Origin of the sequence: Mitsuokella sp. AF33-22 (assembly GCF_003475755.1) — a bacterium.
Taxonomy (GTDB): Bacteria; Bacillota; Negativicutes; order Selenomonadales; family Selenomonadaceae; genus Mitsuokella.
In genome coordinates this window covers 142,733-149,780 of sequence record NZ_QRQA01000006.1, presented here as the reverse complement: position 1 = coordinate 149,780, position 7,048 = coordinate 142,733, and the positions used below count along the sequence as shown (strand labels likewise).

Here is a 7,048-nt window from a genome sequence, read left to right as displayed (position 1 = left end):
GAACTGCTGGCAGTTGCATTTCTGCTTGATGAAAGGAGGAATGCAAGGGCGCTGCGGGATGTATTCCGGCTTCAGCGCGCAGCTAAATGTGGAAGGCGGGGACGAGAGCGCAACGCTGCGCGAAGTCGGCTGGCTAAAGGGATTTTTTCCTTTGGAATGAAGCCTGACGAACGTGCGAAACGCGCGCTGCTTGAACGACGTCCGTTCGCCAGGAAGCTGGCAAGGAAAAAATCCCTTCTTAACGCCAGGCGCCAACGCTCCGCTTATGCACCCTCGTCCCCTACATGTATTGCCGCGGGCAATCGCTGTGCGCCTCCAGGCGGAATACATCCCTCCGCTCGGGCTCTTGCCCTTCGGCAGAACAACCAGCGCAGCAATTCGCGCAGCCTTCCCCGCGCACGGGGAAGGGGGACCGCGTAAGCGGTGGAAGAGGTCTTTGGACGGACGGACAAGGACAATACTCGATTGGAAGTCCTCACAAGCGTCGCAGCCCCGCGCACGGGGAAGGGGGACCGCGAAGCGGTGGAAGAGGTCCATGGACGGACGGAGAAGAAGAATCTCCGACAGCAAGTCCTCACAAGCGTCGTAGCCCCGCGCACGGACACAAAGCGCGGGATGCCGGGGGCATCCCCGGAGAAGGTGACCCGCAGGGCCGGAAGCTGTCTCTGGACTCATCAGGGGATTGGATTCAATTGTAAAGAGTGTGGAAGGGAAGTGAATGGAATGAGACGTTTTTTGTCAGTCCTGCTGGCTGGTGCGGTGATGCTGTCTTTTGCCACGCCGGTCATGGCGCGTCGTGCTCCGGCTCCGGCCTCTCCGGGAAATGCGAGTAAGATGAGCAAGGCAACGGCAGAGGAACCCGTGCTGCGCATCGGCCTTGCCGAGAAGCAGGCTTCACTGGCGCTGACGCCGCTTGCCGGCAAAGTCACGTGCCGGACGGAGACCTCTAAGGCACTTACGCTGCCCGCAGGTCAGGCCGTCACCATCAGGCAGCAGGGGAATGCCTTCCTCGTCGCTGGCAAGAAGCTTGCGGGCACGACGCTCACGCTGACGCCTGCCAATGCGGGCGACGGCGCGTCGTTCCGCTACGGCAGCCGTTCGTATGCCGGCGCAATGCAGGTGCTGGCGCGTGCCGGCGGCATGACGCTCGTCAATCAGGTGGGCATTGAGACGTACCTCAAGAGCGTCGTGCCCGAGGAGATGCCGACGGACTGGCCGCAGGAGGCCCTCAAGGCCCAGAGCGTCGCCGCGCGCAGTTTTGCCCTGCACAACCGCGGCCGCCACGCATCTGCAGGCTTTGATCTCTGCACGACGACGCACTGTCAGGTCTACACGGGCACGGGCGCCGAAAAGGCTTCTGCCAACGCAGCCCTGCGCGCGACGCGCGGCGAGGTGCTGCTCTACGGCGGCCAGCCCATCGACGCGCTCTTCCACACGGACAGCGGCGGCATGACGGAAAACAGCGAGGATGTCTGGGGTGGCTATGTGCCGTATCTGCGCGCAGCAAAGGACCCGCAGCTAAAGACGATGCCCTGGACAAAATCCATTTCCTTGCAGACACTTTCCGCGAAGCTTGCGGCCAAGGGCAAGAAGGTCGGCAAGATCCGCAAGGTCTCGCTCTCGCCCGTGCAGTTTGGCAAAGAGACGAGCGACCGCACGGTCTCAGGCCGCGTCAAGACGATGACGGTGACGGGCTCGCAGGGCACGGCGCGCATCAGCGGCAACGACATGCGCAGCTGGTTCGGCCTCAAGAGCACGCTCTTTGCCGCGAAAATCCAGAAGGATGCGCTCGTGCTCGAAGGCTACGGCTACGGCCACGGCCTCGGCATTTCGCAGTGGGGCGCCAAGCGCCTGGCCGAGGCGGGCAAGTCCTGTGCGGACATCCTGCATCACTACTACAGCGGTGTGACGTTAAAGAAACAATATTAAGAGATAAGAGGTTACGTACATGTTATTATCCGATTTTGATTACGATCTGCCAGAAGAGCGCATCGCCCAGGTGCCGATTGAGCCGCGCAACGCATCGCGCCTCATGGTGCTCGACCCCGTCGAGAAGACCATCGAGCATCGCCATTTCTACGATCTCAAGGAATTCCTCGTGCCGGGCGACACGCTGATCTTCAACGATACGCGCGTCATGCCGGCCCGCCTCATCGGCCATCGCGACCAGACGGGCGGCAAGGTCGAGGTCTTCCTGCTGCGCCGGCTCGATGCCACGCATTGGGAAACGCTCGTCAAGCCCGGCAAGAAGGCCAAGCCCGGCAACGTCATCCGCTTCAGCGACGAGCTTTCGTGCACGGTGACGGAGCACACGGATTTCGGCGGGCGCATCGTCGAATTCCAGTTTGACGGCATCTTCGAGGAGATTCTCGACCGGCTCGGCGAGACGCCGCTGCCGCCGTACATCCACGAGAAGCTCGAGGACAAGGAGCGCTATCAGACCGTCTACAACCGTGAGGAAGGTTCCGCCGCCGCGCCGACGGCCGGCCTGCATTTCACGAAGGAACAGATGCAGGAACTCCGCGACATGGGTGTCAACCTCGGCTTCGTCACGCTGCACGTCGGCCTCGGCACGTTCCGCCCCGTTAACGTCGATAACATCGAGGATCACGAGATGCACAAGGAATACTACTGCATCCCCGATGAGACGGCCAAGCTCATCATGGACACGAAGAAAGCCGGTCACCGCGTCATCGCCGTCGGCACGACGAGCATCCGCACGCTCGAGTCCGCCGCCACCGCCAAGAACGAGATTGCCGGCAAGAGCGGCTGGACGGGTATCTTCATCTACCCGGGCTACGGCTTCAAGATCGTCGACGCCCTGATTACGAATTTCCACCTGCCGAAGTCCACGCTCATCATGCTCATCAGCGCCTTCGCCGGCCGCAAGTTCGTCCTGCAGGCCTACAAGACCGCCGTCGAGATGAAGTACCGGTTTTTCTCGTTTGGCGATGCCATGCTGGTCACGCGCAAACAGCCCGATGCCGAGCGTAACCAGGAAGTCGCCGAGCTCGAAGAACTCGACCGTCAGCGCCAGGCAGAAGCCGGTAAAGATAACGAATAAGCGTGCGCGGGGACAGCACGCGAATTGCTGTGCTGGTTGTTCTGCCGAAGGGCAAGAGCCTGAATGCAGCGCCTTCAATCCAGTCCATGGATTGCTTTCGCCTCTGGGGCACCTCCTCTGGGGATGTCTTCGGCATCCCGTGCTTTACGCCCCCGTGTACGCAAGGTGCCGTGGCAGATAGAAGCATGGCCGTCTTTCCAGATGCCTGCGCAGATGGTATAATGGAAGGAAAGAACGAGGCCCTGCTGTACGGGGCCGGATAGGTGGTTTTTTATGAAAGTCGATTTGAATGAGCTGGCGGCGGCGATGGCGCAGTCGGATGTCCGTCAGGGCTATGTGGATATCGCCAGGGGCAAGGTCATCCTCATGCAGGATGATATGGGCGAGGAAGATGCGCTCAACCACGCCTTTGACATCGAGGAGGACTGGGAGCATTACCTGCCGCTGCCGAACGTCATCGACGAGTGTGAGCATGAGATGATGCAGGCCTTTGCCGCCTCGCGCGAGCGTGAAGATGTCAGGGAGCGCCTCGAGGATATCCTCGCCGGGGCGGGCGCGGCCGCGAGGTTCCACCGCCAGGTGCGCCATCTTTTGCTGCAGCCGGCCTGGGAAGCCTACAAGCGCGCGTATCTGCGCGAAGTCGCACGCGACTGGTGCGAGGAGAACCACATCGCGTATGAAGCCGATGAAGCGGCGAAGCAGGGAGAAACGAAAAAGTTTTAAAGAAAAATAAAAAAGGTGTTGACAGATAGCCGAAGCTCCTCTATAATAATATTCGTTGGTTGCGAGGGCAGCCAAGAACAGAACAAAACGATGACTCACTAGCTCAACTGGCAGAGCAACTGACTCTTAATCAGTAGGTTCACGGTTCGATTCCGTGGTGGGTCACCATGACTCACTAGCTCAACTGGCAGAGCAACTGACTCTTAATCAGTAGGTTCACGGTTCGATTCCGTGGTGGGTCACCATTTTGACTAGATGGCTCCTTTGGCGACAAAGGAGCCTTTTCGTGTCTTCGGGCCATGCCTGGCATGGCGATTTTTGATAAACATGATGTTGCTTGGAAGGAATGGAGGTTTTATTTTGCGGATCCTGATCTCAAACGACGATGGCATCGACTCGTGCGGGCTCGAGGCCCTGGTCCGGGCGCTTGCGCCCAAACATACGGTGGTCGTCTCGGCGCCGGCACGCCAGCAGAGCGGCATGGCCCATGCACTCAACGTCGGCCGGCCGCTGGAGCTCCTGCGCGGCGAGCGGCTGCGCGAGGCATACGGCATCGAGGCCTGGGCGGTCGACGGCACGCCGACGGACAGCGTCAAGCTCTACCTCGAGGCGATCGCTGAGGAAAAGCCGGACGTCGTAGTCTCCGGCATCAACCACGGCGCGAATCTCGCGACGGATATCCTGTATTCGGGCACGGTCGGCGCGGCGATGGAGGGCATCCTGCACGACATTTCGTCGTTTGCGCTCTCGCTCGATGTGGACAGCACGATTTCGTATGAGGAGGCCGCCGAGATCTTTGCGGTGCATTTCGAGCGCCTGCTGGCCGATGAGAAGCAGCCGCTCTTCTGGAACATCAATTTCCCGAAGGCCTTCAAGGACGGGGAGCCGCAGTTCGTCTTCGGCCGCCAGGGCAAGCGCGACTACCACAACGCCTTCATCCGCCAGCCGCGCGAGGACGGCCGTGTCTTCTACACGGTGGCCGGTGAGATCTTCGATACGGACAAGAGCAAGCCGACGGATATCTACGCCGTCGAGGCCGGCTACATCTCCGTGACGCCGCTCATGGTCGACCTGACGGATTACCTGGAACTCGAGAAGAAGCTTGACCGCTGAGCGAAGGCGTGCAAAAAGGGGTGATGCGACGACATGAAGATAACGGATTCCGTGCAGTACATCAAGGGCGTGGGCCCAAAAAAGAAGGCGGAGCTCGCGCGCCTCGGCATCACGACGGTCTACGACCTACTGACGTATTTCCCGCGCACGTATGAGGACCAGAGCGTCCTGACGCGCATTGCGGACCTGCACCTCGGCGAGCAGCAGACGGTGTCGGGCGTCATCACGAAGCTGCAGGAACGGCAGGGCGGCCGGCGCGGCATGACGATCCTGACGGCGCTGATCGGCGACGGCTCGGGATTCCTCAAGGTGACGTGGTTCAATCAGAAATACCTCAAGAAGCAGCTCGTGGTCGGCCGCCGCATCTTCGTGACGGGACGGGCCGCGTACGCGTTTGGCGGCCGCGGGCAGTTCGAGATGAGCCAGCTGAGCTCATTTGAGGTGCTGACGGGCGAGGAAGAGCCCGCCGTGCACTGCGGCATCCAGCCAGTCTATCCGGCGACGGAGCGGCTCAACCAGAAATTCTTCCGCAAGCTCCTGCAGGAGGCACTGGCGGCGGATATCGAGCTGTCTGAGGTCGTGCCGGCCTCCATCTGCCGGGAATACCGGCTGATGCCGCGCCGCGAGGCGTTCGAGACGATCCACTTCCCGAAGGATTTCGACGCACTCAAGGCAGCGCGGCGGCGCCTGGCCTTTGAGGAGCTCTACTTAATCCAGTGCGGCCTGATGCTCCTGAAGAAGAAGGTGCAGCAGAGCGCGACGGGCATCCGCCACGCCGGGGACGGCGAGCTTCTGGCACGCGTCAGGAAGAGCCTGCCGTTCACGCTCACGCACGATCAGGAGAGCACCTGGCAGGATATCCGCCGGGATATGGAGCGCGATGTGCCGATGCGCCGCCTCGTGCAGGGCGACGTGGGCTCCGGCAAGACGGTCATCGCGATGCTCGCGCTCGTCAAGACTGTTGAGAACGGCTGCCAGGGGGCCCTGATGGCCCCGACCGAGATCCTCGCCGAGCAGCATTATGAGTCGTTCTGCCGCCAGCTTCAGCCATTCGGCATCCGCATCTCGTTCCTGTCGGGCCGCCTCACGAAGAAGCAGCGCGAGGCCGTCTACCACGAGATGGCCGCGCATGAGACGGACATCGTCATCGGCACGCACGCGCTCATACAGGACGACGTGCAGTTCAACCGGCTCGGACTCGTCGTCACCGATGAGCAGCACCGCTTTGGTGTCGCGCAGCGCACGGCCCTCGAGAAAAAGGGAAGCTGCGTGCCCGACGTGCTCGTCATGACAGCGACGCCAATCCCGCGCACGATGACCCTGACCGTTTACGGCGACCTCGACGTCTCGCTGATTCGCGAGCTGCCGCCCGGGCGCAAGCCCATCCGCACGTTTGTGCGCCGTCCGGACCGCCGGCCGCTCATCTACCGCTACGTCCACAGTCAGCTCGAGGAGGGGCGCCAGGCCTACGTCGTCTGTCCGCTCATCGAGATGAAGGAAGACAGCGATCTGCCCTCGGCCGAGGAAATCTACGACGAGCTGCGCTACGGCATCTTCCACGATATGGCCTGCGGCCTCGTGCATGGCAGGATGCGCCCGGCGGAGAAGGAAGCCGTCATGGAAGCCTTCTACAAGGGGGAGATTCAGCTGCTCGTCTCAACAACGGTCATCGAGGTCGGCGTCAATGTGCCGAACGCGAGCATCATGGTCGTCGAGCATGCGGACCGCTTCGGCCTCTCGCAGCTCCATCAGCTGCGCGGGCGCATCGGCCGCGGCTCGTATGCCTCGTACTGCATCCTCGTCTCGGAGGGCAAGACGCAGCAGGCACGCGAGCGGCTGACGATCATGGCGGAGACGGCGGACGGCTTCCGCCTCGCCGAGGAGGACCTGCGGCTGCGCGGCCCCGGCCAGTTCTTCGGCGCCATGCAGCACGGCCTGCCCGACCTCAAGATTGCCGACGTGCTCCGTGACAGCGACATCCTCATCGAGGCGCGCCGCGCGGCCCTCGCAAGCCTCGCGCGCCGGGAAGACCTTGACTTCGTGCTGCCCGTGCTGGCCCTGCAGTACCGCGAGCAGTTCCAGCACATCACGGAATCCTGACCCTGTTTTTTGCACAAGGCTTGTCAGGACGCTCAAATATGTGTATAA

5 protein-coding genes and 2 tRNA genes are annotated in these 7,048 nt (G+C 61.8%); all 7 read left to right on the top strand.

Annotation, left to right across the window (positions count from 1 at the left end; genetic code table 11):
- Positions 1–723: 723 nt before the first annotated feature.
- The 7 genes from DWZ54_RS05480 (at position 724) to recG (ending at position 7,000) form a co-directional block, all read left to right on the top strand.
- Positions 724–1,929: a SpoIID/LytB domain-containing protein gene (locus tag DWZ54_RS05480; protein WP_158573622.1), complete on the top strand. Its 1,206-nt coding sequence runs from the start codon at positions 724–726 to the stop codon at positions 1,927–1,929.
- A gap of 19 nt (positions 1,930–1,948) precedes the next feature.
- Complete coding sequence (gene queA, locus DWZ54_RS05475; RefSeq protein ID WP_118474825.1) at positions 1,949–3,064, top strand: tRNA preQ1(34) S-adenosylmethionine ribosyltransferase-isomerase QueA; 1,116 nt, start codon at positions 1,949–1,951, stop codon at positions 3,062–3,064.
- Positions 3,065–3,337: 273 nt separating this feature from the next.
- A complete protein-coding gene (locus DWZ54_RS05465) occupies positions 3,338–3,787 on the top strand; it encodes a UPF0158 family protein (RefSeq protein WP_118474823.1) in 450 nt (149 codons plus the stop codon).
- A gap of 92 nt (positions 3,788–3,879) precedes the next feature.
- A tRNA-Lys gene (locus DWZ54_RS05460) sits at positions 3,880–3,955 on the top strand.
- A gap of 1 nt (position 3,956) precedes the next feature.
- Positions 3,957–4,032 (top strand) — tRNA-Lys (locus DWZ54_RS05455).
- A gap of 115 nt (positions 4,033–4,147) precedes the next feature.
- On the top strand, positions 4,148–4,900 hold the full coding sequence (gene surE, locus DWZ54_RS05450; RefSeq protein ID WP_199663252.1) for a 5'/3'-nucleotidase SurE: 753 nt from the start codon (positions 4,148–4,150) through the stop codon (positions 4,898–4,900).
- Positions 4,901–4,933: 33 nt separating this feature from the next.
- On the top strand, positions 4,934–7,000 hold the full coding sequence (recG, locus tag DWZ54_RS05445) for an ATP-dependent DNA helicase RecG (protein ID WP_118474822.1): 2,067 nt from the start codon (positions 4,934–4,936) through the stop codon (positions 6,998–7,000).
- The last annotated feature ends 48 nt before the right edge of the window (positions 7,001–7,048 follow it).